19 protein-coding genes and 1 riboswitch are annotated in these 25,779 nt (G+C 75.8%); of the genes, 11 read left to right on the top strand and 8 right to left on the bottom strand.

Annotated elements, in window-relative coordinates:
• Window position 1: 1 nt before the first annotated feature.
• Complete coding sequence (locus tag AB0J97_RS11725) at window positions 2–1,603, bottom strand: AMP-binding protein (RefSeq protein ID WP_364087283.1); 1,602 nt, start codon at window positions 1,601–1,603, stop codon at window positions 2–4.
• Window positions 1,604–1,817: 214 nt separating this feature from the next.
• On the opposite strand from AB0J97_RS11725, the gene AB0J97_RS11720 reads away from it, so the two are divergent.
• Window positions 1,818–5,081 (top strand): BTAD domain-containing putative transcriptional regulator, encoded by a 3,264-nt coding sequence (locus AB0J97_RS11720; protein ID WP_364087281.1) that lies wholly within the window; start codon window positions 1,818–1,820, stop codon window positions 5,079–5,081.
• A 77-nt stretch (window positions 5,082–5,158) separates the two neighbouring features.
• Here AB0J97_RS11720 and AB0J97_RS11715 read toward each other — a convergent pair whose 3' ends face one another.
• Together AB0J97_RS11715 and AB0J97_RS11710 are read right to left on the bottom strand one after the other, a co-directional pair.
• Window positions 5,159–7,603 carry a LuxR C-terminal-related transcriptional regulator gene (locus AB0J97_RS11715; protein WP_364087279.1) on the bottom strand — a complete coding sequence of 815 codons (2,445 nt, stop codon included), beginning with the start codon at window positions 7,601–7,603 and terminating at the stop codon, window positions 5,159–5,161.
• 51 nt (window positions 7,604–7,654) lie between these two features.
• Window positions 7,655–8,314: an AMP-binding protein gene (locus tag AB0J97_RS11710; protein ID WP_357707948.1), complete on the bottom strand. Its 660-nt coding sequence runs from the start codon at window positions 8,312–8,314 to the stop codon at window positions 7,655–7,657.
• Between the two features lie 165 nt (window positions 8,315–8,479).
• Between AB0J97_RS11710 and AB0J97_RS11705 the strand changes: the two genes are divergently transcribed.
• The 6 genes from AB0J97_RS11705 to AB0J97_RS11680 all read left to right on the top strand — a co-directional run bounded on the left by AB0J97_RS11705 (window position 8,480) and on the right by AB0J97_RS11680 (window position 16,022).
• Entirely contained in the window at window positions 8,480–9,538 is a 1,059-nt protein-coding gene (locus AB0J97_RS11705) for a peptidase (protein ID WP_364087276.1), read from the top strand.
• A 270-nt stretch (window positions 9,539–9,808) separates the two neighbouring features.
• Window positions 9,809–11,083: a hypothetical protein gene (locus AB0J97_RS11700; RefSeq protein ID WP_364087274.1), complete on the top strand. Its 1,275-nt coding sequence runs from the start codon at window positions 9,809–9,811 to the stop codon at window positions 11,081–11,083.
• 4 nt (window positions 11,084–11,087) lie between these two features.
• Window positions 11,088–12,701 carry a carbamoyltransferase C-terminal domain-containing protein gene (locus tag AB0J97_RS11695; RefSeq protein ID WP_364087272.1) on the top strand — a complete coding sequence of 538 codons (1,614 nt, stop codon included), beginning with the start codon at window positions 11,088–11,090 and terminating at the stop codon, window positions 12,699–12,701.
• Window positions 12,698–13,912 carry a hypothetical protein gene (locus tag AB0J97_RS11690; protein ID WP_357707944.1) on the top strand — a complete coding sequence of 405 codons (1,215 nt, stop codon included), beginning with the start codon at window positions 12,698–12,700 and terminating at the stop codon, window positions 13,910–13,912. Before AB0J97_RS11695 ends, AB0J97_RS11690 begins: the two co-directional genes overlap by 4 nt.
• A gap of 29 nt (window positions 13,913–13,941) precedes the next feature.
• On the top strand, window positions 13,942–14,988 hold the full coding sequence (locus AB0J97_RS11685; protein ID WP_364087269.1) for a GNAT family N-acetyltransferase: 1,047 nt from the start codon (window positions 13,942–13,944) through the stop codon (window positions 14,986–14,988).
• A 20-nt stretch (window positions 14,989–15,008) separates the two neighbouring features.
• The gene (locus AB0J97_RS11680; RefSeq protein ID WP_364087267.1) at window positions 15,009–16,022 is read left to right on the top strand and encodes a class I SAM-dependent methyltransferase; all 1,014 of its coding nucleotides are present in this window, start codon (window positions 15,009–15,011) and stop codon (window positions 16,020–16,022) included.
• Between the two features lie 73 nt (window positions 16,023–16,095).
• On the opposite strand, the gene AB0J97_RS11675 is transcribed toward AB0J97_RS11680, so the two are convergent.
• Window positions 16,096–16,719 carry a carboxymuconolactone decarboxylase family protein gene (locus tag AB0J97_RS11675; protein WP_364087265.1) on the bottom strand — a complete coding sequence of 208 codons (624 nt, stop codon included), beginning with the start codon at window positions 16,717–16,719 and terminating at the stop codon, window positions 16,096–16,098.
• Between the two features lie 205 nt (window positions 16,720–16,924).
• Here AB0J97_RS11675 and AB0J97_RS11670 point away from each other — a divergent pair, with 205 nt between their 5' ends.
• A complete protein-coding gene (locus AB0J97_RS11670) occupies window positions 16,925–18,142 on the top strand; it encodes a multidrug effflux MFS transporter (protein WP_364087263.1) in 1,218 nt (405 codons plus the stop codon).
• An 88-nt stretch (window positions 18,143–18,230) separates the two neighbouring features.
• Here the strand turns inward: AB0J97_RS11670 and AB0J97_RS11665 are convergent, their stop codons facing one another.
• Window positions 18,231–19,163, bottom strand: a complete 933-nt coding sequence (locus AB0J97_RS11665) for a MerR family transcriptional regulator (RefSeq protein ID WP_364087261.1) — start codon at window positions 19,161–19,163, stop codon at window positions 18,231–18,233.
• A gap of 81 nt (window positions 19,164–19,244) precedes the next feature.
• Window positions 19,245–19,331: riboswitch (ZMP/ZTP riboswitch) on the top strand.
• Window positions 19,332–19,353: 22 nt separating this feature from the next.
• On the opposite strand from AB0J97_RS11665, the gene AB0J97_RS11660 reads away from it, so the two are divergent.
• Window positions 19,354–20,808 (top strand): glycine hydroxymethyltransferase, encoded by a 1,455-nt coding sequence (locus AB0J97_RS11660; RefSeq protein ID WP_357707935.1) that lies wholly within the window; start codon window positions 19,354–19,356, stop codon window positions 20,806–20,808.
• A 46-nt stretch (window positions 20,809–20,854) separates the two neighbouring features.
• On the opposite strand, the gene AB0J97_RS11655 is transcribed toward AB0J97_RS11660, so the two are convergent.
• Together AB0J97_RS11655 and AB0J97_RS11650 are read right to left on the bottom strand one after the other, a co-directional pair.
• A complete protein-coding gene (locus AB0J97_RS11655) occupies window positions 20,855–21,358 on the bottom strand; it encodes an NUDIX domain-containing protein (protein WP_357707934.1) in 504 nt (167 codons plus the stop codon).
• 56 nt (window positions 21,359–21,414) lie between these two features.
• Entirely contained in the window at window positions 21,415–22,758 is a 1,344-nt protein-coding gene (locus tag AB0J97_RS11650; RefSeq protein ID WP_364087258.1) for a hypothetical protein, read from the bottom strand.
• A gap of 124 nt (window positions 22,759–22,882) precedes the next feature.
• On the opposite strand from AB0J97_RS11650, the gene AB0J97_RS11645 reads away from it, so the two are divergent.
• Window positions 22,883–24,361 carry a hypothetical protein gene (locus AB0J97_RS11645; RefSeq protein WP_364087256.1) on the top strand — a complete coding sequence of 493 codons (1,479 nt, stop codon included), beginning with the start codon at window positions 22,883–22,885 and terminating at the stop codon, window positions 24,359–24,361.
• Between the two features lie 99 nt (window positions 24,362–24,460).
• On the top strand, window positions 24,461–25,267 hold the full coding sequence (locus AB0J97_RS11640) for an alpha/beta hydrolase (RefSeq protein WP_357707930.1): 807 nt from the start codon (window positions 24,461–24,463) through the stop codon (window positions 25,265–25,267).
• 24 nt (window positions 25,268–25,291) lie between these two features.
• Here the strand turns inward: AB0J97_RS11640 and AB0J97_RS11635 are convergent, their stop codons facing one another.
• Window positions 25,292–25,762, bottom strand: coding sequence for a PPOX class F420-dependent oxidoreductase (locus AB0J97_RS11635; protein WP_357707929.1), 471 nt, complete (start codon window positions 25,760–25,762; stop codon window positions 25,292–25,294).
• Window positions 25,763–25,779 lie beyond the last annotated feature (17 nt).

Genomic DNA, 25,779 nt, shown 5'->3' with positions numbered 1-25,779 from the left:
TTCAGTTGGTGGTGTAGCGCCGGTGCGAACCGGCGCGGTCGACCTTGCCGCTGGTGGTGTAGGCCAGTTCGGGCACGACGGTGATCCGGCTGGGCACGAGGTGGCACGGCACCCGGTCCCGCAGGTAGTCCCGGACCTCGGCGGCCAGCCCGTCCTCGGTGTCCCGGCCGGGCTGCGGGCGGGGCACGACGTACGCGGCGAGGGTCGTGTGATCGGCGACCGTGACACCCGCCACCGCCACCGCGCCCACGCCCGGATGGCCGGCGATGTGCGCCTCGACCTCGGCCGGGTCCACCCGGATGCCCCGGATCTTGAGCTCGTGGTCGAGCCGGCCCTCGTGGACGAGCGCCCCGCCCCCGGTCACGGTGACCCGGTCGCCGGTGCGGAAGAACCGCCCGGACTCCGTCCCGGGGGTGACGAAGCGGGCGGCGGTCGCCTCGGGCAGGGCCAGGTAGCCCAGCGCCAGGGCCGGCCCGCCGACCAGCAGCTCCCCCTCCTCACTCACCCGCTGCACGACGTGCGGCAGCGCCCAGCCGATCGGCACCCGCTCCCCCACCGCCGTGCCGCCCGGCTCCGTCGAAGCCCGCTCCCCCGACGCCCGCTCCCGCGCCGCCGCGCCGCGCGCATCCCCCGGCGCCCGTTCCCCCGCGTCCCCGGGCGCCAGGGGGCCGTGCAGGTCGACGGCGTGCGTGATGAGGGTGGTCTCCGTGCAGCCGTAGGTGTTGAGCAGCCGGATGCCGCCGGTGTCCAGGGCCCGCCAGTCCGCCAGACGCGGCGGGCTCACGGCCTCGCCGCCGATGATCACCAACCGGACGCACGCAGGCAGCGCGGCCCGCTCGTCCACCAGGTGCCCTACCAGCTCGTGCCAGAACGCCGTAGGCAGGTCCAGCACGGTGACCCGCTCGTCGGCGACCGCGCGCAGCATCCGGCGGAACGACCCCGAATGCGCGCCGTCGTGGAAGACCAGCGCCGCCCCGCCGGTCAGCGCGGGCAGGATCTCCTCCAGGCAGGTGTCCCAGTTCAGCGAGGCGAACTGGAGCACCCGGTCGGCGGGGGTGATCCCGAACAGCTCGCGCAGCGCCCCGGTCACGACGGAGATCGCCCGCCTGGGCGTCACCACGGGCTTGGGCGCGCCGGTCGAGCCGGAGGTGAACAGGATGTACGCGGGCGTGTCCGCCTCGACGGCCGCGAGCTCGTCGAGCTCGTCCACCGGTCCGCCGTCCGGCTCGACGCGATCGGGCGGCTCGATCACGCGCACGCCGTCCGGGGCCCACGCGCCGGGTCCGGACGCGATCAGCGTGCGGCAGCCGGCCGCCGCCAGCACCGCCTCCCGGCGGGCCCGCGGGTGCGCCGGGTCGACGGGCACGTACGCGCCGCCCGCCGCGAGCGTGCCCAGCAGCGCGGCCACGGTCCCCGGCGTGCGGGACGTCAGCACGCCCACCGCCCCGGGATCGGGCCCGAGCCGCCGGGCCGTCGCGCGGACCCGGGCGGCCAGCTCGGCATAGGTGAGGGTGCGGCCGGCGTGGACCAGGGCCGGACGGTCCGGGTGGCGCTCGGCCGTCCGGGCGAACTCCTGGAGAACGTCGTGGTGCGGTTCGGACAACGCTGCCTCTTCCCCGGGGTGACGCGGCGACGCCGGCCGCACGGCCCGCGCGTCTGTCAGCCCGTGTCAAGCGAATGTGGGGCGAACCAAGCGAGATCGCGTTCAGAGTGCAGCAGGCCGCTGCACGGGGGCTTGATGGCGTCAGGATTTCGGCTGTACTGCCTGTCATGTCTGCTGTACGGCGGCCTGCGACGTGGCAAAGGGGAAATACGACATGTCAGACGAAACAACACGGGCAGGTCTGGCGGACGTACTGAAGATCGGGCTCCTGGGGGCGGTGCGAGCCTGGCGGGGGCGCCAGGAGATCCCGCTCGGGCCGCCCCGGCAGCGGGCGGCGCTGGCCCTGCTCGCGCTGGACGCGGGCCGGCTCGTCTCGGTGAACCGGCTGATCGAGGGCCTGTGGGGCGAGCGTCCCCCGGCCGGGGCGCGCAACCTGGTGCAGGGGTACGTCTCCCGGCTGCGCCCCGCCCTGGCCGCGGCCGGCGTCACCATCGCCTACCGCCCGCGCGGCTACCAGCTCGGCCTGGACCCCGGACAGGTGGACGTGCACGAGTTCCGGACGGCGGTCACCCGCGCGCGGGCCGGGGAGACGGCCGAGCGGCAGGCCACCGGGCTGCGCCGCGCCCTGACCCTGTGGCGGGGCGAGCCGCTGACCGGCGTCTCCGGCGGCGAGCTGCTGGACCGGCTGCGCGACGCCCTGGCCGAGGAACGCCTCGCAGCCGTCGAGGAGTGCCTGGACGCCGAGGTCCGGGCGGGCCGCGCCGCCGTGCTGGTCCCGGAGCTGATCGCGCTGGTCGCCGAGCACCCGTTCCGTGAGGGGCTGGTGGGCCTGCTCATGCTGGCGCTGTGCCGGGCCGGCCGCCGCGTGGACGCCCTGGAGCGGTACGACCGCACCCGCCGCCGCCTCACCGAGGAACTGGGCCTGGACCCCGGCCCCGAGCTGCGGCAACTGCACCAGCGCATCCTGCGCGGGAACGTTCCGCCGATCAGGCCGTCCGATTCCCGGGAAACGGTGACGCCCGCCCAGCTGCCGCCCGGCCCCGGCCAGTTCACCGGGCGGACGGCCCAGCTCCGGCTGCTCGACCCGCTCGGGACCGGCGGCGACCCGGCCTCCGGCGGGACGTCGATCGCGGTGCTGACCGGCGCGGGCGGCTCGGGCAAGACCGCCCTGGCCCTGCACTGGGCCCACCGCGACCGCCACCGCTTCCCCGACGGCCAGCTCTACGTGGACCTGCGCGGGCACTCGGCCGAGCGGCCGCTGCTGCCGATCGAGGCGCTGGGCCGCTTCCTGCGCGGGCTCGGCGTGCCCGCCGAGCGCGTGCCCGGCACGGTGGAGGAGGCCAGCGCGGCCTACCGCAGCCTGCTGGCCGACCGGCGGGTGCTGGTGGTGCTGGACAACGCCGGCAGCGAGGAGCAGGTCCGCCCGCTGCTGCCGGGCGGCCCGCGCTGCGCCACCGTGATCACCAGCAGGGACCGCCTGGACGGCCTGGTCGCCCGGGACGGCGCGATCCCCGTCCCGCTCGGCATGTTGTCCACCGGCGAGGCGGTCACGCTGTTCGGCGGCCTCCTCGGCGGCGAGCGGCTGGCCGCCGAGCGGGACGCGGCGCTCGACCTGGCCAGGGCGTGCGGCCGGCTGCCGCTGGCGCTGCGCATCGCCGCCGCGGGCATCCTCGGCAGGGCCGACGGGGACGCCGCCGGCGGCATCGCCGGCCAGGTGCGCCGGCTGACCGGCACCCGATTATCGGCCCTGGCGGTCACCGGAGATCCGCACGCGGCCGTGCGCGGCGCGTTCGACCTGTCCTACCACCGCCTGGATCCGGCGGCACGGCGGCTGTTCCGGCTGCTCGCGCTCGTCCCGGGGCCCACGTTCACCGCGGGGGCGGCCGGCGCGCTGGCCGGGACCGTCCCGGCCGAGGCCGACCGGCTGCTGTCCGGGCTCGCCGCCGCGCACCTGGTCGAGGAGCCGGAGCCGGGCCGCTACACCTTCCACGACCTGATGCGGGAGTACGCCCGCGAACGCGTGCTGGCCGAGGAGTCCGCGCCGGGGCGGGCCCGCGCCCTGGACGCGCTGATGGCCTGGTACCTGCGGATGGTCCGGGAGGCCGGCGACGTCGCCTATCCCCACCTGCTGCGCGCCCCCGCCGACGGCTCCCGCCGTCCGGTCGCCTTCACCGGCGCGACCGCCGCGCTGGCCTGGCTGGACGCCGAACGCGCCAACCTCGTCGCCGCCCTCCGGAACGCCCCCGGCCACCCGTACGCCTGGCGGCTCATCGACGCCATGAACGGCTACCTCGACCTGACCGGCGGCCAGCCCGGCTGGACGGACGTGCTGCGGGACGCCCGGCAGGCCGCCCGCGCGGCCGGCGACCACCTGGGCCAGGCGGCCGTCGGGCACTGCCTGGCCTCCACGCGGTGGCGGGCGGCCGAGCTGACCGAGGCGGTCGAGGAGTTGCGGGGGGCGTTCACGGCCGCCGAACTGGCCGGCTGGCCGGAGGGCAGGCTCGCGGCGCTGGCCGCGCTCGGCGTGGTCCACCTCCAGCAGGGCAGGCTGGGCGCGGCCCGGCGGCTGCTGACCCTGGCCGTGGACGGCTCCCGGCGCTCCGCGCGGGTGGGGGCCGCGCCGCTCGTCCACCTGGGGCTGGCGCTGACCCAGATGGGCCGGCTCGGCGTCGCCGAGGAGCACCTGAGCGAGGCGTTGTCGCTCTGCCGCGACCGCGGGCTGCCGGCGACCGAGGCCGCCGCGCTGGCCGGGCTCGGCGCCGTGCTGCGGCTGACCGGGCGGCTGGGCGAGGCCGTCCGGTGCCTGACGGCGGCGCGCGGGCTCGGCGCCGCGATCGGCGAGCGGTACCAGGCCGACCTGTGCAGGGAACTGGCCGACGTGCACCTGGACGCGGGCCGGCGGGCCGACGCGCTCGGCTACGCCGAGGAGGCGCTGCGGCGGGCGCTGGCGGTCGGCGATCCCAAGCTGGAGCTGGACGCCCTGATCGGGCTCGGCCGCATCCGCAGCCAGACCGATCCGGGAGCCGCCGTCGGGCAGCTGAACGCCGCGCTGGAGCGGGCCCGCGGCATCGGCGCCGCCGTGGGCCAGGCGGACGCGCTCGTGGGGCTGGCCGTGGCGCGCACCGGCCTGGACGAGCACCTGGCCGCCATGCGCGACACGCTGGCCGGGCTGGGGCTGGCCAGGAAGGCGGGCGCGGTGCTGGTGCAGGGCGCGGCGCTGGCGGCGTGCGCGGAGGCGGCGCTGGCGGCCGGCGACACGGGCGCGGCCATCTCGTACGCCGCCCGCGCGGCCCGCGTCCACGCCGGCAGCGGCTACAAGCTGGGCGAGGCGCGGGCCCTGGTGACGCTGGGACGCGCCCACCGCCGCATCGGCGACGAGCCGGCCGCCGTACGTTGCCAGGACCGGGCCGGAGACCTGTTCACGGCGGTCCTCGACCCGCCACCGTCCCGCCCGGCCGAGGTGGCCGCGGGCCGATGACCGGCCCGGCCGCGAACGCCGTGCCCCGCCCGGGGGCGAGGTCAGCGGAGGACGCCGTGCCCCGCCGGTGGGTGCGGTCAGTGCAGGACGCCGTGCTCCGCGGCCCAGGCGGCGACCTGCGTGCGCGAGCCGAAGCCCAGCTTGAGCAGGATGTTGGCGACGTGCCGGGCGGCGGTGGCCGGGCTGATGAACAGCTCCTCGCCGATGGCCCGGTTGGACAACCCCCGGCTGATCAGCACGACGATCTCCCGCTCACGCGGCGTGAGCACCGACGCCGGGCCCGCCGGAGGCCGGGACGCCCCCTGGGCGGGCCGCTCGCCCGCCAGGCCGTAGCGCAGGGCCTCCTCCTCCGTCATGCCGCCGCCCATCGTCCACCAGAGCTGGACCTGCCCCTCACCGGCCTCCGCACGGGCGCGGGCGAGCAGCGGCTCTGGCGTGGCCGAGGTCCAGACGGGCAGCCCGAGGCGGTCCTCCATGGCCCTGGCCGCGGCCCAGAGGCGTACGGCGGGTTCGAGGTCGTGCTGCCCCTCGGCCAGCACGGCCAGCGTGACCAGCACGGAGATGATCGGCAGGTGCTGCCCCATGGACCGGCTCAGCGTCACGCACCGGGCCAGCCGCTCCCTCGCCCGCTCCGCCTCGCCCTGGCGGGCCAGGACCGCGCCGAGCAGGCCGAGACTGGTCGCGAGGACGGGCTTGGCCGCCATCTCCTCGGCCAGCTCGGCGCACTCCTCCAGGTGGCGGCGGGCGGTGTCGAGGTCGCCGAGGAAGTCGGCGAAGCGGCCCAGCTCCAGGTGGGCCCTGGTGACCCCCCACAGGTGGCCGAACCGGGCATAGACCTCGATGGCCTCCTCGCCCCTGGTCAGCGACTCGCGCCGCTGGCCGTGGAAGGCGGCGACGCCGGACAGCAGCAGCCGCGCCGACGCCTCGATCAGGCCGTTGCCGACGAGCAGCGCCAGTTTCAGCGCCTCCTCCCCGCGCTCGGCGGCCAGGGCGAGGTCGCCTTTGGTGCCCTCGTACATGCCGGCGATCACGAGGGTGAACGCCAGCATGAAGTCGTCGCCGGTCGCGCGGCGCAGCTCAAGGGCGCGGGCGGCCGACTCGCCGCAGGCGGCGGCGTCCTGCTGCTCGTAGGCCAGGTTGGCGTGGTGGAGCAGGGCCTCGGCGGACAGGTCGCCGAGAGTACGGGCGGCGGGCAGCGCGAGCAGGCTCTCGTACCAGCGGCGGCCCTCGGTCAGCTCGCCGAACCCGGCCCACAGCGGCATGTAGCCGCACGCGAGCCGCAGGCCCGGCTCGGCCAGACCGGACTCGACGGCCCAGGACAGGGCCTCGCGGGCGTTGCCGAGGAGGTCCTGGAGCGCGAGCAGCCGGGCGTAGCGCTCGGGCCAGGTCAGGCCGGGCGTGGCCCACACGTCGCGGCCGTGGTGGTGGGCGAGGTCGGCCAGGCCGTGCAGCAGCCGGTCGCGCAGGTGCCGGGTCTCGCCCGCCGACTCCAGCTTCCCGGCGGCGAACTGGCGGGCCGACTCCAGCAGCCGGTAGCACGAGCTGCCCTGGTCGAACAGGACGAGCGACTTGTCGACCAGGCCGCTGAGCACGTCGAGGACGTGGGCGGCGGCCAGGCTCCGCCCGGCGCAGACGGACTCGGCCAGGTCGAGGGTGAACGGCCCGCTGAACACCGCGAGCCGCCGGAAGAGCACCTGCTCCTGCGGCGCGAGCAGGTCGTGGCTCCATTCGAGGGTGGCCAGCAGGGTGCGCTGCCGGGCCGGCGCCGTACGGCCGCTCGCCGTCAGCAGCCGGAACCGGTCGTTGACCCGGTCGGAGATCTGGCGGGGGGACATCGCGGCGGTCCTGGCCGCGGCCAGCTCCAGGGCCAGCGGCAGGCCGTCGAGGGCCTGGCAGAGCCGGGCGATGTCGCGGGCGTTGGCGCCGGTGACCGCGAGCCCCGACCCGGCCGCCCGCGCCCGGTCGAGGAAGAGCTGCACGGACTCGACCCGCTCGACCTCCTCGGCCGCCTCCGCCGGGCCGGGCACCGCCAGCGGCGGCACCCGCCACACCAGCTCGCCGGGGATCTTCAGCGGCTCCCTGCTGGTGACCAGCAGCCGCAGGTCCTCGCAGGAGGTCAGCAGCCGCTCGGCCAGCTCGGCGCACGCCTCGACCAGATGCTCGCAGTTGTCCAGGACGAGCAGCGGCTTCTTGCCGCGCAGGAAGTCGACCAGCGTGTCCAGCAGCGGCCGCACGCCCTCCTCGTGCACGCCCAGCACCTTGGTGATCTCGTGGACCAGCAGGTCGGCGCGGGTCAGCCTGGACAGCTCGGCCAGCCAGACCCCGTCGGGGAAGGACGGGACCAGCCGGGTGGCGATCTGCAGCGCGCACCGGGTCTTGCCGGTGCCCCCGACGCCGCTGAGCGTCAGCAGCCTGACCTCACCGACCAGCCCGCACAACTCCTCCAGATCCCGCTCCCGCCCGATGAACCTGTCGGGCTCGGCGGGCAGGTTGTGTCTGAGCAACGTCACCATGATCCTCATGTGTCTGGACCCCAGGATTGGCACCCAGTGTGACACCGCCCTCACGAGCTGTCAGAGGTTTGCCCCAAGCGCGGGACCGGGGGCGCCGACCGGGACGATCCGCAACCGCGCGTCGATCAGCAGGGTGACGTCGTGCTCGGCGATGATCCTGCGGCATTCGGCCGGGTCGGGCTCGTGCGCCGCGACCAGCCGGGCCCCCGCGCCGAGCACCATGTCGTACGCCCGCAGGTCGGCCCCGGCGACCAGGACGACGTCGGCCGCGCTCACCCTGCGGGCGGTGGTGAGCCGGGCGGTGGGCTCGATCGGCCCGTCGGCGCCGAGCAGGCTGTCGAAGCCGGCCGTGCCGGGGATGCCGGTGAAGGAGTAGACCTGCCGGATGTCGGCCTCCAGGGCGATCGCGTCGGCGTCGTCCCGGTCGGTGATCATGATGCGGGCGCCGGCGGCGGCCGGTCCGCCGGGGATGGACACGACCACACCGCCCGCGGCGAGCACGGCGTACCCGGCGACGGGGAGGTGGCAGCCGCCGCGCAGCAGCACGACCACGGGGTCGCCGGGGCGCAGGCCCCGCCGGCGCAGGCCCTGGGCTGCCTGGCGGGCGCGGACGGCCAGCGTGCCGTACGTGAGCGTGGCGCCGCTCGCGGCCTCGGCGACCGCCACGCGCGGGCCGAGAGCGGCCGCCCGCAGCAGGACCGTCTCCGTCCAACCAGTCATGGCTCAAGGGTAGGAAGGGGGTGGGCGGGCGGCATGGTCCAGAGTGTGTAACCGAATGTGTAATCCCGTCGCGCCCATACCCGATTGCGCATGGCTTGAGCCCGCGCGGGGGCGGCGCGCGTACCTCCTGACGGCAGATCCCGGTTCCGGTTTCGGAGGTACGTCATGCACCGCAGAGTCGTCCTGCTGTCCGTCGTCGCGCTCGCCGTGGCGGGCGCGCCGGTACCCGCGCAGGCGGGAACCACGTCCGCCCCCGGGCCCGTGGGCTGGTCGGGGGCCGGCACGTCGTCCGAGCGCAGGACCGTCACGGAGTACTGGACGCCGGAGCGCATGCGGGCGGCCAGGCCGCTCTCCGCGCCCGCGCCGCGCCGCAGGACGTCCTCCGACGGGCCGACGCAGGGCTCGCCGTGGGCGTCCCGCGGCGTCACGGGCTCCCGTCGGATCACGACCTCCTGGACCGGCGGTGGCGGCGCGGCCGCCGCCACGGGCGCCGGGGGCACGGCGGCGGCCGGCCGGCAGGCGGCGCCCGTGCAGAACAGTCCCGGCCAGGCGTGGGCCGACGGGGGCGGCGTCGTCCGCACGGTCGGCCGGGTGTTCTTCACCACCGCCGAGGGAGGTACGGCCTCCTGCTCGGGCACCGCCGTGACCAGCGCCAACCAGAGCGTCGTGATGACCGCGGGCCACTGCGTCAAGCTGAACGGCGCCGCCCACCGCAACTGGGTGTTCGTCCCGGGCTTCGACGACGGCCGCCGCCCGTTCGGCACGTGGGTGGCCACCCGGGTGCTGACCACCCAGCAGTGGAACACCAACGAGGACATCAATTTCGACGTCGCCGCCGTCGTGGTCGCGCCCTTACAGGGACGCACGCTCACCGACGTCGTCGGCGGGCAGGGGGTGGCCTTCAACCAGCCCACCGGACGGCAGATGTTCTCCTTCGGCTACCCGGCCGCCGCCCCCTTCGATGGCTCTGACCTGGTGTTCTGCAGCGGAAAGGCGTTCAAGGACCCGGTCAGGACGCGCGACCAGGGGCTGCGTTGCGCGATGACCGGCGGGTCGAGCGGCGGGCCGTGGTTCGAGGGGTTCGACACCTCCACCGGGCTCGGCTGGCTGAACTCCGTCAACAGCTTCAAGTACGACTTCGCCCCCGACTTCATGTTCGGCCCCTTCTTCGGCAACGAGGCCATGGCCGTCTACCAGGCCGCACAACGCTCCGGCGCCGCCTGACGACCCCTTACTCCTCCGGTTGATCCGTTTTGGTCCCCCCAACCGGTATTCCGGCCGCACGGCGGACGCTCTGATCCGGCGCACGAACGCCATCACGCCGCCAGGCGACTACCGGGGGACCACGGTGACCCACGCCCACGCCGCTCTCCACCACCGCACCCACACCCAGACCCACCCCCACGCCCATCGCCCCTTCCGTGAGCGGCGAGTTGCCCGTGCCCTTCCCAGTACCGGCGCTCCGGCCGCCGGGCCGCTGCCTGAACTTCCCCTGTGCCGTGTCCGGGGGCCGCGGGCGGGCGGCTCGTGAGCGCGGTGGACGCGGTCGTGCCCCGGCCGGTGGCGGTGCTGCGGCTGCTGGCGGGGCGGGGCGCGTTCAGGGCCGGTACGCAGGTGGCCGCGGCGGCCCCGGCGACCGTGTGGGACGGGTCCACGTTCGGCCACTTCGCCGCCGCCCTCGGGCTGTGCGGCTGGCTGCTCCTGGTCGCGGACGCGCCGGAGAAGGCGGCGCTGAAGACGCTGGCGCGGGTCAGGCGGATCGGCCCGGCGGTCTCCCGGCCGGCGGTGGCGATGGCCGCCGCGCCGGTGGCGGTGCTGCTGGCGGTGCTCGTTCCCGTGGCGGTGACCGCGCCGCTGTCCGTGGCGACCCTGTATCTCGCGGCCGGGGCGTGGTCGGCCTGCACGGGCCTGCTGATGGCGGTCTCCGGCCTGCACCGCGTGCGCGGGCGGCCCGTGCTGGACACGATGGCGTTCGGGGCGAGCGGTGGCGTGGTGCTCGCCGTCACCGCCGCCACCCTGTGGATCGGCTGGCCGCCGCAGACACACCTGCTGCTCGTCCTGGCCGGGACGGTCGCGGTGACCTGCGCGGCCCTCGCGGCGCTCCCCCGCGACTGGCTGCCGCTCCTTGGAACGGGTGCCGCCCGTGGGCGGCGGTTGCTGCGTCCCCTGGCTCGGGCCACCTGGCTGCTGGGGGTGGCCGACCTGTGTGACGCGCTCTGCTTCGCGGCCGTGTACCTGGTGCTCGGCGTCTCCGGGCGGTCGGGGCAGAGCGGCGTGCTGTACCTCGCGCTGCTTCCGGCGGTCGCGGTCTGCCAGCTCGCCATCTACCTGCTGCGGGTCGCGCAGCCCGCGACCTCGCGGCGGCTGCGCGGGCCCGCCGGGCGGGCCGGGCGGGCCCGCGCGGTCCGGCTCCTGGGCCGGGTCGAGCGGGCGGGGGCCGCCGTCGCCGTCGCGTGCGCGGTCCTGCTCGGGTGGGCGCTGCCGGACGGGCGCGCGACGTCGCCCGGGGTGATGGGCGGGCTGGTCCTCGTCGTTCTGGCGCTGTTCCTGACCGTCATGTACGCGGCCTACCTGGTGGAGAACACGAACAACGACGTGCTCGCCGTGACGTCGGCGGGCGCGTTCGCCGGGCTGGTGGCCACCGGGTCGCTGGCGGCCGTCGTCGTGCCGTGGGCGGGGGCCGCCGGTGGCGTGGTGGCGCTCGCCCTGGGCGTCCCGGTGAAGGCCCATGTGATGCGCCGGATGCTCATCTCGCGGAACTCGGAGTGACGACATGGACGTACTGGGCATCTCCCGGGCGCACGACTCTGCGGCGGCGCTGGTGCGCGACGGCGAGATCGTGGCGTTGGCCGAGGAGGAGCGCTTCACCCGCGTCCGGCACGACGGCCGGCTCCCCCGGCGGGCGGTCGCGTACTGCCTGGAACAGGCGGGGATCGGGCTGGACGAGGTGGACCACGTCGCCTTCCACGGGCCGCGGGCCGGTTCCCCTCCCGATGGGGAGGTCAGGGAGGCCGCCGGGCACACCGGGCCGGTCGGGTACGGGGTGCACCTCGTGGAACACCACCGGGCGTACGCGGCGGGCGCGTTCTACGCGAGCCCGTTCGACTCCGCCGCCGTGCTCACCATGGACGCGGCCGGCACCTGCCTGGCCGTGGCCGACGGCGCGCGGATCAGGCACCTGCGGCACGTCGGCCGGCCCCATTCCCTGGGCGCCCTGTACGCGGCGGTCACCGGCTACCTGGGCTTCCGTCCCGGCAGGGACGAGGACAAGGTGATGGCCCTGGCCGCGTACGGCGACGACACCTACCTCCAGCCCTTCGCCGACCTGCTGCGCCTGACCCCGTACGGCGGCCACGAGCTGGACCTGAGCTGGTTCGAGCCGCACGGGGACGGCGGGCGGCACGCGGTCTCGGCGAAGTTCCTGGACGCCTTCGGCCCGCCGGGACCGCCTGCCGTCGAGACCCCCACCCAGCACTCCGCGGACGTCGCCTTCGCCCTCCAGGCCACCCTTGAGCGGGCCGCGCTGCACCTGGCCCGCTGGCTGCGCGAGACGACCGGTTCGACCCGGCTCGCGGTGGCCGGCGACGCGGCGATGAACCCGATGCTGAACGGCCGCCTGCTGGCCGAGTCCGGCTTCGAGGAGCTGTCGGTTCAGCCGGCCGCCGCCTCGCTCGGCGCGGCGCTGGAGGTGAGCGTCGGCCTGTACGGGCGTCCCCGTCCGGCGGGCGGTCAGCTCTTCGCCGGGCCCGGGTTCACCGAGGAACGCATGGAGAAGGCGCTGCGCGACGCGGGCGTGGACTACCGGCGGCCCGGCGACATCGCCCGGCACGCCGCCGCCCGGATCGCCGACGGGCTGATCGTGGGCTGGTTCCAGGGCCGGGCGGAGTGCGGGCCGCGCGGCCTGGGCAACCGGTCGCTGCTGGCCGACCCGCGCGACCCCACCTCCGCCACGCGCATGAACGCGCGGGTCAGGCGGCGGGAGCCGTTCCTGCCGCTGGCGTCGTCGTGCCTGGCCGAACGGTCCGGGGACTACTTCGCGGACGGCCGTCCCTCGCCGGTCATGCTGGTCGGGTTCGACGTGCTGGACCACCGGCGCGGCGAGGTGCCCGCGATCACGCACGTGGACGGCAGCGCCCGCGTCCAGACGGTGAGCCGCGCCGGCAACCCGGGCTTCCACGCGCTGATCACCCGCTTCGAGGAGCTGACCGGCGTGCCGATGCTGGCCGGCGCCTCCTTCCGGGACGACGACGAGCCGATCGTGTGCACACCCGAGGACGCCGTCGCCTGCTACCTCAGGACGGGCGCGGACGCGCTGGCCCTCGGCCCGTTCTGGGCCGGGAAACGGCGGTCCGGCGAACCGGAACTCCAGCTGGAGGAGGCCCGATGAGCGGCACGAGGTCCCTGGTGGTGCTCGGGGCGGCGGACGGCTCGCTGTCCACCTACCGGGCGGCGTCCGGCATGGGCCTGCGGACGATCGCGGTGGACCGCTCGGCCGACGCGCCCGGCGTCGCGCTCGCCGACGAGTACCTGCCGGTCAGCACCCACGATCCTGACGCCGTCACCGCCGCGCTCGCCGGACGTGCCGACCTGGCCGGCGTGGTGGCCCCGTCCAGCGACGTCGCGGTGCCCGCGCTGCGGGCGGTGGCCGAGGCGTACGGGCTGCCGGGCCGGCTGTCGGAGACGGCGGCGCGGGCCTCGGTGGACAAGTGGGTGCTGCGCGGCCTCCTCGACGACCTGGGCGTGTCCTCCTACCCCTGGATCGTCGGCGACGACCCGGCCGACCTGGCGACGCGGGCGCGGGGGCTGCGCTTCCCCGTGGTCGTCAAGCCGGCCGACGCCCAGAGCGGGCGCGGGGTGAGCAGGTGCGCCGCCCCCGGCGACGTGCTCGCCGCCGCCGAGGAGGCCCGGCGCAGCTCGTACGGCGGGCTGGTGATGGTCGAGGAGGAGATCCGCGGCAGGTTGTGCAACTGTGAGTGCGTCGTGGACGACGGGCGCGTGGCGTTCGTCGCGACCAGCCTGCAGGAGGTGAGCCCGCCGCCGCTGGTGCTGACCATGAGCCGCCGGATGCCGGCCGGGCTGCCCGGCGAGGTCCTGGACACCACGCGCTCGATCATGGACAAGGTCTGCGCCCGCCTGGACTACCGGCGCGGCCCGCTGAACCTCGACCTCATCGTCACCCCGGACGGCCGGCCGTACGTCATCGAGCTCGGCCTGCGGACGGGCGGCAACGGCACCGACGACATGGTGCGGTCCTGCCACGGCGTCGATCCGGTGCTGGCCGCCGTGCGGGCGGCGGTGGGCCTGCCGATCGAGCTGCGGCCGCATCCGCCCCGGCCGGTCCTGTGGCAGGTGCTGACCGCCGGGCGCGCGGGCGAGCTGGTGTCGGTGTCCGGCGTGGAGGAGGCCAGGGCCCTGCCGGGGGTGGCCGAGCTGGTCCTGCTGGCCCGCCCCGGACAGCGGGTACGGCCCTACCGCGACGTCTCCGACCGGCTCGGCTGGTTCGTCGTGCACGCGTCCGGCCCGGCGGAGCTGGAGGCGGCCGCCGCCGCCGTGACGCGGACGCTGCGCTTCGAGGTGCGGGGCGATGGACGGCGTTGACGTGGCCCGCCCGGCCGGCGAGGAGGGCGATGTACGGCGTTGAGGTGGCGCGCTCGATCAACGAGGTCGGCGCCGGGGAGTGGGACGCGCTCGCCGACGGCGTGCCCTTCGTGCGGCACCACTGGCTGGTCCTGGCCGAGCGCGTGCTGGCCGAGCACCGGCCCCGCTACCTGCTGGTCCGCAAGGACGGCGGGCTCGTGGCCGCGGCGGTGTGCGCGCTGGAGCACCGGCTGCACAACCCGGTGCTGGAGTCCCGGTTCGGGCGGCTGACCAGGCGGTGGCCGTTCCTGCAGGTCCAGGCGCCGATGACGGCGACGTCCGGGCTGCTGGGCGGTGAGGGGCCGCAGCGGCGGGTCCTGCTGCGGGCGGTGCGGTCGCTGGTCAGGCGCGAGCGGCTGCTGTTCTGCGTGGTCGACCACCTGCCGTACGCCGCCGGGCAGCCGGGCTACAGCCGCCTGGGCTGGCTGCCGGAGACGCTGCTGGACCTGACGTGGCCGTCGTACGAGGCGTACCTGGACCATCTGCCGCGCAAGAGGCGGGCCGAGATCCGGCGGACGCAGCGCCGGGCCGAGCGGGAGGGCATCGAGGTCCGGCCGCTCCTCGCCGGGCCCGGCGGGGAACTGGGCCGGCTGCTGGACCGGATGGTGGCCGCGGTGGACCTGCGCCACGGGCCGCACGTCTTCTACCGGCCCGGCCTGTTCCCCGAGGCGGCCGGCGTCCTGGGGGCGGACCTGACCGTCCTGGCCGCCTACCGGCACGGCGCGCCGGCGGGCTGCGTGGCGCTGTTGCGCGACGGCGACGAGCTGGTCGCCCGGTGGATCGGGCGCGACTACGCGCGTACGGAGGGCACCGCCGTCTACCACGCGCTGCTCACGGCGTGCGTACGGGCCGCCGTCGGCTCGGGCGCGCGCAGGCTGCGGCTCGGCGGCGCGGCGTACGAGACGAAGAAGCAGTTCGGGGTGCGGCTGGAGCCGCGCAGCCGGTTGTTCGCCGCCCGCAGCGGGATGGTCACCCGGTTCGTGGGCGGGCTGGGCCACCGCCTGGACCCCCCGCAGCTCCCGCCCCCCAGCACGTGACCCGGAAAGGACGAGGGCCGGTGCGCGCCTCCTATCTCCCTTCGCTGACCCTGGACGAGTACCTGCGCCTGGTCGCGACCGTCCACCCGCAGGTGCACGCCGTGCTGGACTTCGACCGGCCGGGCGCGGCGCGGGCGCTCGGCGTGCTCGTCGCGACCAGCAGCGAGTTCGACTCCGACCACGGTGGGCGGGGCGACTCCTACCGCCGCGCCCAGCAGGACGCGCTGGTGCGCTGGACCGGCATCCGGGCGCTCCTCGGCCTGCTCACCCCCGATCCGGCGGACGGGCCGCCGCTGCTGCTGGACGTCCTCGGCGGGGACGGGACGGTCGCGCGGGCGGCCGCCGGGCGGCTGGGCAGCCTGGACGCCAAGCCGCTGATCATCACCGGCGACCTGTCCGGCCAGATGGTCGACCGGGCCCTGGCCCAGGGGTTGCCCGCGGTGCGCCAGGCCGCCCAGTTCCTGTTCCTGCGGGAGGGGTCGGTCGGCGGGGTGCTGCTGGCGTACGGGACCCATCACATCGACCCGGCCGACCGGCCGGACGCGGTGGCCGAGGCGGCGCGGGTGACCCGGCCGGGCGGCCGGATCGTGCTGCACGACTTCGACGACTCCGGCCCCATGGCGGGGTTCTTCGCGCGGGTCGTGCATCCGCACGCGGCGGGCGGGCACGCCTACCGGCACTTCACCCGGACCGGCCTGGCCGCCCTGTTCGCGGACGCGGACCTGCCCGTACGGGTGCTCGACCTGTACGACCCGCTGATCGTCCGGGCCGGGAGCGAGGCGGCCGCCAAGGAGCGCATGTGCCGCTACGTCGCCGACATGTACGGCCTCGGCGCGTACTTCGCCGCCCTGGGGGACGTCGAGGCGGCCTGGCGGGTCCTGGAACGGCACTTCGACCACGGGACGCACCGGCACACCCCACCCCGCCCGGTCGTCTACCGGCGTGACGGGCACTACGTCGCGGAGCTCCCGAGGACGGCCCTGGTCGCCCTGGCCACGAAACCCACCGGGCGCCCCTCGGCGGGGGGCGCGTGAACCTGGCCCTCAGCGCTCGCGGTGGTCCGCCTTCCCAGCGGTCAGCCCTCCCGGCCCTCAGCGTTCCCGGCGCTCAGCCTTCGTGGTCAGCCCTCCCGGCGCTCAGCCCGCGGTCAGCGCTCGCGGGGCTTCGGGGGTGCTCGCCTGCGAAGACGCGCAGTTGGAGGGCCAGCGTGGCGTAGTAGCCGACCAGCGTGGTCAGCTCGAACAGGCCGCGCTCGCCGAGCGCCGCCGTGACCGCCCGGTAGTCCTCCTCGCTCAGCGTCCCCGCCCCGGTCAGCTCGCGGGCGGCGTGCACGGCGGCGCGTTCGGCCGGGTCGGCCAGGTCGGGCGGCCGCCCCTCGCGCAACGCGGTCAGCTCGGCGTCGGTCAGGCCGCAGGCCCGGCCCACCGCCTCGTGCGCGGCGCGCTCGAACTCGCTGCCCCAATGGGCGGCCACCACGAGGATCGCCAGCTCCCTGGCCCGGCCGGGCAGCACCGAGCCGTAGCGCACCGCCGCGCCCAGCGCCTGGAGCGCGCCGCCGACCGGCGGGCTCAGCAGCATGGCGTTGAACGGGCCGCGCAGCCGTCCGCGCTCGTCGGCGAGGGGGAAGACCTGGGGGCCCGCCGCCCGGGGGCCGCCCGTGATGGCGCGGTAGACCTCGGCCTGGGCGTCGTCGAGGTCCTCCGGGGGCAGGGCGGGCAGCCGGGCGGTCATGCGGTGCTCCTGTCTCGGCGACGGCGCGGTCACCCGGCCTCCGCGACCGGCGGACCTGCGGCGACGTCTGCCCCCGGCTGCCGGTGAGGCGGTTAGCCGTGGCCGGATCACGGAACATCCTAGGTCTCTAGCCGCGCGGCCGTCTTGGAGCCATGACCATGGAGTTCGCCACTTCCCACAGCCACCGTCCGCCGGGGCGTGCCTCGTGACCAGGACGGGGGTGTCCGGCCCGCTGCTGGTCGTGCTCGGCCTGCTGTCGGCGGTGGCGCCGCTGGCCACCGACATGTACCTGCCCGTGTTCACCGACCTGGCGGCCGACCTGGGGACGGGGGCGGCCGGCGTGCAGCTCACGCTGACCGCGTTCCTCACCGGGCTGGCGCTGGGGCAGCTCGTCATCGGGCCGCTGTCGGACCGGTTCGGCCGCCGCGGGCCCATCCTGCTGGCCACCGCGGCGGCCCTGGTCGCCTGCGTCCTGTGCGCGCTCGCGCCGGACATCCGGACGCTCGTCGCCCTGCGCTTCGTGCACGGGTTCGCCGGGTCGGCGGGCATCGTCATCGGCCGCGCGGTGGCGGCCGACCTGACGACCGGCCGGGCGGCGGCGCGGATCTTCTCGCTGCTGGCCTCCGTGGTCGGCGTCGCGCCCGTGGTGGCCCCGCTGATCGGTGGCGCGCTGTCGCCCGCCGGCTGGCGCGTGGAGTTCTGGGTGATGGCCGGGATCTCGGCCGTGATGCTGCTCGGCTCGGCGCTCGTCGTGCCCGAGACGCTGCCGCCCGGACGCCGGCACGCGGGCGGCCTGGCCGCCACCGGGCGCAATGTGCGGCGGCTGTTCGCCGACCGGGGCTATGTCGGTTACGTCTTCTCCTTCGCGTTCGGCTTCGCGGGGCTCATGGGGTACATCTCGGCCTCGCCCTTCGTCGTGCAGAACGTGCTGGGCCTGTCCACCCCCGCCTACACCGTGACGTTCGCGGCCAACGCGCTGGGCATGACGCTGACCGGCCTGGTGGGGGCCCGCCTGCTGCGCCGGTTCAGCCCGGAGGGTCTGCTGCGGGCTGGGCAGGGGGCGGTGCTGGGGTTGTCGGCCGTCCTGCTGGTGATGCTGGGGGCGGGGCTGGGCGCGGTGGTGGTGCTGCCCGTGCTGTTCGTGCTGGTCAGCTCGTTCACGCTGATCATGGGGAACGCGGCGGCGCTGACGGTGGGACGAGCCCCGTACGCGACCGGCACGGCGGCGGCCGTGATGGGCGCGTTGCAGTTCGCGCTCGGGGCGCTGGTCTCGCCCCTGGTCGGCCTGGGCGGGGAGGACACCGGGCTGCCGATGGGGGTCACGCTGGTGGTCAGCGCGCTGCTCGGCATCGGCGCCCGCCTGCTCACCAGGGGCCTGCCGGAAACCGGCCTCGCCACCGCCGAGGCCCCCGCCCGCGGGTGAGACGGTCGGGGGCTCTTCGCGGTCGAGGGCCCCACGGTCGAGGACCCCGCGGTCGGTGGCCTTCGCGTTCAGGGCCTTCGCGGTCGGGTCAGGGGGCCGGGTGGGTGTGCAGGGCGGTGAGGAGCCAGTCGAGGGCCGGGGTCGAGGGGGCCGGGGGCGGCCAGGCGTTGATCACGGCGAGGAGCCGGAGGTAGCGCTCCCTGCGGGGGTCGTTCGCCGCTTCCAGCCTGGCCAGCAGCCGCCGCCGGAGCGCGGCGTCGTCGGGGAGGCGCAGGAGGCGCGCGTACTCCCCGGCGACCGCCGCCACGACCGGTGCGGCCTCGGGCCCGGCGGGGTCCACGCCCGCCGCCAGCGCCGTCCCCGCCCGGCCCAGCCCCAGCGACACGGCATCCCGCCGCACCCCTCCCCCGCCGTCGGCGGCACGGTCGGACGCGTGGGACGTGGTCAGATCGCGCATCGCCGTCCGGAAGGACGGGTCCGCCATCAGCTCGGCCAGTTCCACCCACGCCTCCACCTGCTCCGGCTCGGCGTCGTCCGGCAGTTCCGGGGTCATCGACACCCTGGCTCCCGCGAGCCCCGGCTCCACGTCCGGGACGGCGGCGTCCAGGAAGTCGCCGACCAGGCGGCGGCGTTCGTCCTGCGACAGTTTCGCGAGTCTGTGCATGAGCTCCATCTCCTTGGGCCCCGAGCCGCGCCGGGCCACCGCCGTCAGCACCGCGTGCCGCAGCCGCAGCGTGCGGATCCGCACCGCCAGCGCCTCGGCGTGCGCCGCCGCGACCTGTGCGAGCGTGAGCTCCCGGTCCACGACCTTCCTGACCGTGGCCAGGTCCACGTCCAGGTCGCGCAGGGTGCGGACGAGGTCGAGGCGGGCCGCGGCGGCGGCGTCGTAGAGGCGGTAACCGGCCGGGCTGCGTTCCACCGGCGGCACGATCCCCTGGTCGGAGTAGAACCTGATGGTCTTGACCGATAGCCCGGTCCGCCGCGCCAGATCGCCGATCGTGTAGAGGGTGCCGCCGTCCATGCCTCCACCTTCGCGTCTCCCCTTGGTGGAGGCTCAAGCGCCTCCCTCGTTGCGCGGCCCCGGCCGCTGACCGTAGTGTCAGCCTCGGATCGTGACTGGCGTGATCGTAAGGTGGGACTGACCACCGGGGAGCGGTCCTGGACGTCGCCGCGCGCCTGGGTGCCCTCACTTCGACGGCTCGGGAGAAGTCATGGCTGAAGAGCACCCCCATTCCTACGGCGACCACGACGCTGCAACGGTGTCGGCCGCCTACCGCAACGCGCTCGACGTGATCGCCGCCGTGGAGCCGGGCGTGGCCGGCGCGATCCGCGCCGAGCTGGCCGACCAGCGCGCCTCACTGAAGCTCATCGCGAGCGAGAACTACGCCTCCCCGGCCGTCCTGCTCACGATGGGCACGTGGCTGTCCGACAAGTACGCGGAAGGCACGATCGGCCACCGCTTCTACGCCGGCTGCCAGAACATCGACACCGTCGAGCAACTCGCGGCCGACCACGCCAAGGCCCTGTTCGGCGCCGAGCACGCCTACGTCCAGCCCCACTCGGGCATCGACGCCAACCTGGTGGCCTTCTGGGGCATCCTGGCCCACAAGGTGGAGGCCCCGGCCCTGGCCGCCGCCGGCGCCCGGCACGTCAACGACCTGTCGGAAGACGACTGGGAGACCCTGCGCAAGGCCCTGGGCGACCAGCGGGCCCTCGGCATGTCGCTGGACGCGGGCGGTCACCTGACCCACGGCTTCCGTCCCAACATCTCGGGCAAGATGTTCCACCAGCGCTCCTACGGCACCGACCCGGAGAGCGGCCTGCTCGACTACGACGCGCTGCGCGAGACCGCCCGCGAGTTCCGGCCGCTGGTGCTGATCGCCGGGTACTCGGCCTACCCGCGGCGCATCGACTTCTCCCGCATGCGGGAGATCGCCGACGAGGTCGGCGCGGTCCTGATGGTGGACATGGCCCACTTCGCCGGGCTGGTGGCGGGCAAGGTGTTCACCGGCGTGCACGACCCGGTGCCGTACGCGCACGTCACCACGACCACCACGCACAAGTCGCTGCGCGGGCCGCGCGGCGGCCTGGTGCTGTGCCAGCGGGAGTACGCCGACTCGATCGACCGGGGCTGCCCGATGGTGCTGGGCGGCCCGCTCGGCAACGTCATGGCGGCCAAGGCCGTCGCCCTGGCCGAGGCCCGGCAGTCCGCGTTCGCCGACTACGCGCGGGCGGTGGCCGCCAACGCGGTCGCCCTGGCCGAGGGCCTGGTGCGCCGGGGCGTACGCCTGGTCACCGGCGGCACCGACAACCACCTGGTGCTGCTCGACGTGTCCACGTACGGGCTGACCGGGCGGCAGGCCGAGTCGGCGCTGCTCGACGCCGGGATCGTCACCAACCGCAACGCGATCCCGCGCGACCCCAACGGCGCCTGGTACACCTCGGGCATCCGCGTGGGCACCCCGGCGCTCACCTCGCGCGGGTTCGGGACGCAGGAGTTCGACCAGGTCGCCGAGCTGATCGTCGGCGTGCTGACCGACACCACGCCGTCGGCCACCTCCAAGGCCAAGTACGACCTGCCGCAGAGCACCGCCGAGAAGACCCGCGCCGCCGCGGCCGAACTGCTCGCCGCCCACCCGCTCTACCCGGGCCTCGACCTGAGCTGAGCCTTTCTGCCGTCCCCCCGCTCCGGCCTCGGCCGGGGCGGGCCCCTCACCGCGGGTCGCGACGGGCCTGCCGTGCGAAGTAGGCGGACGCCATCCGGGTGTGGATGGGGAACGCCAGCTCGGCGGGGCCGTCGATGACCAGCCATTCGGTCGTCTCGTCCGTGGCCTCCATCGGCGGCAGCCCGGACGCGGTGACGCGCGGGCCCAGGCCGAAGATCAGCACGGTACCGTCCGGGGCGCTGACCACGTCGAAGAGCGTGACGTCGGCGGCCTCGGCCACCACGCCGGTCTCCTCGCGCAGTTCCCGCACCGCCGCCTGCTGCCAGGACTCCCCCACGTCGATGAACCCGCCGGGCAGGGCCAGCTCGCCGCGGTGCGGCTCGACGTCCCGGCGTACCACGAGCAGGCCGTCGTCGACGGGCAGCAGCGTCACCGCGACCGGCAGGGGGTTGAGGTAGCTGGTGTTCCCGCAGGCCGCGCAGGTGCGGGGCCAGGGCTGGGCGGGGGCGAAGGCGGCGCCGCAGAAGGAGCAGTACGCGTTCCTGATCACGCCGCGATCCTAGAGCCACCCCGGAAGAACCCGCGGCCTCCCGCCCGGCGGCGGGGTCAGCTTGCGACCGCGCGGTCCGCGCGGCCGACCAGGGGGTTGCCGCGGTGGGGCTGCCAGGCGGCGCGCAGGACGCGCAGTTCCTCCCGCACCCGGGCCGAGGAGATCCGCCGGATGTCGTCGCTCAGGTCGAGGACGGTGGCCGCGGCCTGGTCGACCTCGCCCGCGCGCAGAAGGGAGTGGGCCGCCCGCAGCCCGATCAGGGCACGGGTGCGCAGCTCGACCGGCCGCCTGGCCCCCATGGACGCGGCGAAGTGGCGGGCGGCGGTGGCGTGGTCGCCGAGCTGGGTGAGGGTCAGGCCGATCTGGTGTTCCAGGGACTCGCGCCGGTAGTTGCCCGTCCACTCCGACTCGGGCGCGGAGTCGGCGCGTTCGAGCTGGGTCTCGGTGCGGCCGAGCAGCCGGAGGGCGTCCCAGCGGGTCCCGGCGGCGGCGTGGGTCTCGGCGCGCATGCCGGTGATCCACGCCTGGGTGCGGGCGGGGCCGTGCCCGGCCAGCGCGGACGCGCCCGCCTCGGCCAGGGCCAGCGCGTCGCCGTCGTGGCCCAGTTCGGCCGCCTGGACGGCCATGCTGCGCAGGGCGGTGGCGCGCAGCAGCAGGTCGGCGGCCTCGTCGGCGAGGCGCACGCTGCTGATGTAGTAGCGCTGGGCCAGGGCGTGGGCGCCGGCGTCCATGGCCATGTAGGCGGCCAGGTAGCTCAGCTCGGCGGCGGCGGCGAACAGGTCGGGCCTGTGGCGGCCGGTCGTACCGTGCAGGAGGGGGGTGACCTCGCGGGACAGGTAGGCGGCGACCGCGGCGCGGCCGTGGCCGCCGCCGTAGAGGTCGTCCAGGTCGGCGAAGGCGCGGGTGGTGGCGCGGATGCGCTCGACGTCGCCCGCGCCCGCCCGGCGGGCCCCCGCGCGCCCCGCTGGATGACGCGCCGGACGACGTCCCGACAGAACGGATAAGCCGGATAAGCCGGATAAGGCGGCCAGGGTGAACGTGCGCCGGTTGAGCAGGTCGTCCTCCCCCAGCACGGCCAGCCGGGCGACCGGGTCGCCGCGCCAGGGGTCGTCGGACCACGGCCACCCGCCCGGCTCGGGCCACCCCAGATGCGCCGGGCGCAGGTCGGGCCTGCCCAGGCGGCGGCGGAACGCCTCGATCGCCGCGCGCACCGCCTCGGGGCGCGGGATCGTGCCGGTCAGCCAGTGGCCGACCGCCGAGCGGTCGTAGTGCACGCGCTCGCCACTCTCGGCGGCGACGGCGTTGACGTGCCGCGCGGTGGCCGCGTGCGTCCACCCCGCCTGCTCGATCAACGCCGCGAGCGCCCGGTTGACGACTGGGAGGGTACGCCGGGGCGGCATCTCGTCTTCACATCGCTTCACATCGCGGTGGCCTCGACGGTCCGCCGGACATGGCTCATCGTCAAGGGTGCGGACCGTGGCCCCCGGGTGACGGTCCTGAGCCGGTTGCGACGAGGGAGGTCTGATGGACGGGCTGGACGGCGAGGACCGGCGCGTGACCGGGCTGGAGGAGGCGGCGCACGAGGAGCTGACGACCGCGCTGGCGGGCCGCCCGCTGGTGTGCGTCGAACGGTTCAGCACGGCGTTGCGCACCGGTTACACCGGCCCGGCCTCGATCGGGGCGCTGCGCCCGGCTCTGAGCATCGGCTGCTACTCGGCCTGGGACCCGGCGCTGCCCGGAATGGTCGTCGCCGCCGAGGACCGCACCAGGACCCGCTCGGTCGCCGAGCGGCGCGCCTGGCTGCCCCGCGTCCGGCACGAGGCCGCCCGGCACCTGCTCAAGCTGGACCGCCCGCCGGTCGTCTTCACCTGGTACGACAACGCCCGGCTGCGCGAGCTGGCCGGCCCCGGCGGCGTGGTCGCGGCCATCGACGCCGACGTGCGGGCCGCGATCGAGGCCAAGCATCTGCTGGACGACCTGCTGCGGGCGGCCGGCGTGCCGGCGGTGGCCCGGGTCCCCTGCGTGCACGTCGAACGGCTGCCCGGACTCGCCGAGCTGCGGCGCGCGGTCGGCACCGAACGGGTCGTGGTGCAGGCGGGCGGGCGGGCGGACCGGCACGGCACCGTCGTCGTCGCCGATGAGAGGGACATGCCCCGGGCTGCCCGCCTGCTGGGGCCGTACCGGGTGGCGGCGTACGTGCCGGGCTGGCCGTGCACGATCGCGGTGCTCAGCGTGCCCGGCGGCGACGGCGGCGTCCGGGTGTACGCCGACCGCCCCGCCCACACCTCGGCCGGGATCGCCGAGCTGGGCGCGGGGCCGATGCGCAGCACGGGCGACGACTGGTCGCGTCCCTGGCCGACGCCCGCCGCCGCGCTGCTCGTCGAGTGCGCCGAGCGCATCGCGTCCTGGGCCTGGCGCAGGTACGGCGCGGCCGGCCTGTTCAGCGTGGAGGCCATCCTCACGCCGGACGAGCGGGTCTACCTGTCGTCGGTCAAGTGGCGGCACCACGAGGGCACCGAGGTGTCGTCGGTCAACCAGCAGGCCGCCGGGCTGCCCCCGTTCGTGCTGGCCCACCTGTCGGTGATGCTCGGCGGGCCGGTGACCTGGCTGGGGGACGCGCACGAGTTCAACCAGCGCACGCTGCTGCGCGCGGCCCGGCCGGGCGGCCCCTTCCACGTCAGGGTCCGCCTGGACCGCGACACCCCCGTACGCGTGGTCGCCGCCCAGGGCTCCGGCGTCTACCGTCTGGACCGGTCGGGACACCTGCGGTGGGTGCGGCGGGGGGCGCACCCGTCCGACGCGCGGGCGGGGCAGGGCGAGTTCCTGCTGGCCAACCTGCCCGAGCCGGACGTCGTCTGCCATCCGGGGGCCGACCTGGCCACCGTCGAGGGGGTCGCCGAGGGCGCGGCGCACCCGTTCGACGGCCCGGACGCCGTCTCCCCGGCCACCCGGCGGATCGTCGCGGCCGTCGAGAACCTGTTCGACGAGGTCAAAGAGCCCTGATCACGAGATTTCGACGAGCTGCCCGCAGGACCGATGAGTTCGCGCGCCCGCGGGAGTCCAACCCGGCGTCACCCCGATTCCGAGGAAGGACCCACACCGATGAGCACCACGCACATTCTCGACATCCCGGGCGGCCGCCTGCGCTACCACGTCCGCGGCAGCGGCCCCCTGCTGCTGCTCGTGGGCGCGCCGATGAACGCCGAGGCCTTCGTCCCGCTGGCCGAGGAGCTGGCCGGGGAGCACACCGTCGTCACGCACGACCCGCGCGGCGTGTCCGGCAGCACGCTCGACGACCCCGACCAGGACTCCACCCCGGCCCTGCGCGCCGACGACGCGATCGCGATCATGGACGCGCTCGGCGCCGAGTCCGCCGACGTGCTCGGCAGCAGCGGCGGCGCAGTGACCGGCCTGGCCCTGGTCGCCCGCCACCCCACCCGCGTGCGCACGCTCGTCGCGCACGAGCCGCCCGTGCTGGAGCTGCTGCCCGACGTGGCCCAGCGGCGCGCCGAGGTGGACGACATCATCGAGACGTTCCGCCGGGAGGGCCCGGGGGCGGCGTTCGGGAAGTTCATGGCCACCGCGGGCTTCGAGGGCGGCGAGGACGCCCCGCCCCCGCCGCCGAGCGAGTCGCCCGAGCAGGACCTGGCCGACGCCGCCCACTTCTTCCTGCACGAGCTGCGCGGCACCACCCGTTACGTCCCCGACGTCGCGGCGCTGAAGGCCGGACCGGCCCGGGTCGTCGTGGGCATCGGGGCCGAGTCGGGCGGCCTGCTCACCTACCGCACCTCGCAGGCGCTGGCCGACCTGCTCGGCACGCCGCCGGTCGAGTTCCCCGGCGAGCACGGCGGCTTCGTCGACCGGCCGAAGGAGTTCGCCGACGTGCTGCGCGAGGTGCTGGCCCGCTGACGCGGCGGGCCCACGGCGGCGCGCTCAGCCGCCGGAGGTCGCACCGGCCGGGAAGCCGCCGGTCGCGATCGGCCCCCAGCGGTCGATCGAGATCCGGATCAGCGACTTGTTCTGGCGGCGCATGGCCTCCCGGTACTCCTCCCAGTCGGGGTGCTCGCCGGCGATGCACCGGTAGTAGTCCACCAGCGCGTCGAGGGCCTCGGGCAGGTCCAGAACCTCTCCCCGTCCGTCCACCTGGACGTACGGGCCGTCCCAGTCGTCGGACAGCACGCACATCGACACGCGCTCGTCGCGCCGCACGTTCCGGGCCTTGGCGCGCTCGGGGTAGGTGGAGACCACGATCCGGCCCTCGCCGTCGAGGCCGCACGAGACCGGCGAGAGCTGGGGACGCCCGTCGGCGCGGGTCGTCGAGAGCAGGCCGTGATGCCGGGGGCGGAGGAAGTCGAGAAGTTCGGGCAGGTCGACGCGGCGGGCGGTCGCGATCCTCGGAGCCATCTGGGACGCCTTTCCTG

This window comes from Nonomuraea sp. NPDC049607, assembly GCF_040675375.1.
Classification (GTDB): Bacteria; Actinomycetota; Actinomycetes; order Streptosporangiales; family Streptosporangiaceae; genus Nonomuraea.
Note: the sequence above shows the minus strand (reverse complement) of the source record. Positions and strands in the feature narration are given on the sequence as shown.